The 2,785-nt window shown below is 26.9% G+C and carries 1 protein-coding gene; it reads left to right on the top strand.

The features are described 5' to 3' along the window. The first annotated feature begins 139 nt into the window (after positions 1-139). Entirely contained in the window at positions 140-2,764 is a 2,625-nt protein-coding gene (locus BMZ74_RS14195) for an HD domain-containing protein (protein ID WP_089862857.1), read from the top strand. Positions 2,765-2,785 lie beyond the last annotated feature (21 nt).

Below are 2,785 nucleotides of genomic sequence, written 5' to 3'. Positions count from 1 at the left end.
CACAAAGCTTGCAATCATAGGCAGCAAGAAATATAACGGCAAGCTTTCCGCCAGGTCTAAAGGCACAGGCACGTCGGAAATCCCAGTAACGTTATGTGAAATTATGACATAAATCTTTTAATGAACAAGGAGGTAAAAAATGAGTGTAAAAAACCCAATAATAGAATTAGAAAAAACAAAACTATGGAAATATTTATATGAAATAAATAAGGAATATGCCCAAAAGTCTAAAGTTTTTGTTCAAAAAATATCACCTTTATTATCATCTATACATAATCACTTTCCCTATTATACTCGCCATGATGTACATCATGGTTATGAAGTGTTAATTAGAATGGAACAAATTATAGATTCTAATTGTCTTAAAAAGGGGAGTGAAATAGCTTTCAATTCTGAAGAAACTTTTCTACTAATTTGTTCTGCTTATTCTCATGACCTTGGTATGACTGTATTTCCTGGTGAAGCAGAAAAATTATGTGATAAATTTGAGTTAAATGATAAAGATGATTGGGAAACAGATAATGATTTACAGGACTTTTTACGTGAACATCATTCTAGGCGTGGAGGGAAGTATATTTTAGATCATTATAAAGAATTAGTCATTCCGAAAAAATTAATAGGATTTTTAAATGAATTAATGAGATCTCATAATTTATCAATACATGAATTAGAAGTACAGCTTGATAGAAGGGTTGCAACGGGAGAAAAAGAAATTGATTTAAAGCAACTAGCTTGTATATTATGTATTGCTGATGCATTAGAATTTAGTGATACAAGAGTTATAGATGGAGTTTTAGATAACCTAGAAAAGAGAACAGAACCAAGAGCACAAATATCTTATCGGGAAAATATGAAACATATTTGTATAGGAGATAATGTTGCAATAGGATCTGATGGGAAAGTAATTTTTTCTGGTTCTTTTGAAAAACCAGAAGTTTTAAATATTGCTCATAAGACTGTAGATTTAATAGAAAATTGGGTGAAGCAATATTGTGATATAGATTATAAATCTTCAAAAAAAAGATTAAAATTAAGGTCTGATTCATTTATTAGGGATTTTAATATTATAGGAGTAGATTTTGAAAGATTAGGTATTAGAATAAAGAAAGAAAATATTATAAATTTAATATCTTCTAATTCTACTTGGTCTAATGATAATAGTGTTCCATTAAGAGAATTATTACAAAATTCAGTTGAGGCATGCAGATATAGACAATATAATACTCCAGAAAGTAGACAATATACTCCTAAAATTAAGGTTGATTTTGATCGAAATAATTCAAGTATAATTATAGAAGACAATGGATGTGGAATGAGTAAAAATATTATACTAAATAACTTTTTAACAATAGGGAACAGTAGAGCAAATATGGAAGTATATAAAAGTTATGGATATAATTCATTGGCTCGATTTGGGATTGGTTTTTGGTCAGTATTTACAATTGCTTCTGAAGCAGTTGTTGAAACAGCACCATTTGAATTGTTAAATAATAAAAATATTTCATATAAAGTTTCTGGTTATAAATTTAAAGTAAGTATAGAAAAATTTAAAGATTATACAGTATTTAAACCATTGAAAAGAAAAGTTGGAACCAAAATAATATTAAAATTGAAAGATGACATAAGTATGGATGATATTTTAATTAAATTACATAATCAAATTTTTTGTTCTAAAATTCCTATAGAGATTTCAACACTAGAAGAAAAAAAGTATATTTCAAAAAAACCTGTTCCCGCTGATTATAAAGAGGTTTTTAGTGCTAAAAGAAGTATAGCTCACGATAGTAATGTAAAATTATTCAAATGGAAAAAACAAAAATCAAATTTGGAAGCTTCTATAAGCCTAGCATATCGAATTGAAAATGGGAAAGCTACTTTTCTTCTTGAAGATGGAGAAAGTTCTATGTTGACTTTAACAGGACATAATACATCTTCTAAAATTGGGATTTGTGGGTTTAAAATTCAATCTAGAATAGAACATTTATGTTTTGATATTGATAGAGTTGGTTGTTATTATATAAATACTCTTGACCCCCAGGATTTTGAATTTAGACTTGATAGACATGCACTTTTAAATAGTCCTAAAGTTAAAAAATTCAAAATACAACTAGCTAATTTTATTCATGATGGTTATAGAGAGTTTTTACGTAAATTTAATTCTTATACACCTGAATATATATATAATTTAAACATGCAATCTCGATTACATGGTGGTAATGTTTATGATAAGTATACAAAAGATAATCTTTTTATTGGTTCTCAAAATTATTCAGATCTAATATGTTTTAAGCTGTACAAGGTAGAAAAAAATAAAGAATTAAGAAATGCTAATATTAATTATATAACTTTAGATGAACTATTAGAAATGTCAGTTAATATATGGACTTGCCAAACATCAATTTCACATAACTTTCGATCATCAGCTAAAGGAATTCATATAAGTGCGAAACAACTACTTAAAACATTATATGATTATGTTTTAAATAAAGGGAATTTAAAAAATGACAATTATTTATTAGAACCTTGTGTTGAAGGTTCAATGCTGTATGATAATGATTCAAATGCTGAAATTCATATAATGGATGTAAACATACCTGTTTCTCAAACTAATTATATTACTGATTATACTAATATTATTAAAATTTCAACTGATACAATTGTACCATCAGAAGAACATAATTGTGTAATAGCTGTCATCTTGCAATTTAATCCAGTAAAATTTATCAGTTTAAATCAGTATAAAATAGCTAAAAATACAGCTTGATTTTCACATTAAATTAGTAAA

Source organism: Halanaerobium salsuginis, assembly GCF_900114545.1.
Taxonomy (GTDB): domain Bacteria; phylum Bacillota; class Halanaerobiia; order Halanaerobiales; family Halanaerobiaceae; genus Halanaerobium; species Halanaerobium salsuginis.
This window is presented reverse-complemented; position numbering and strand designations above follow the sequence as displayed.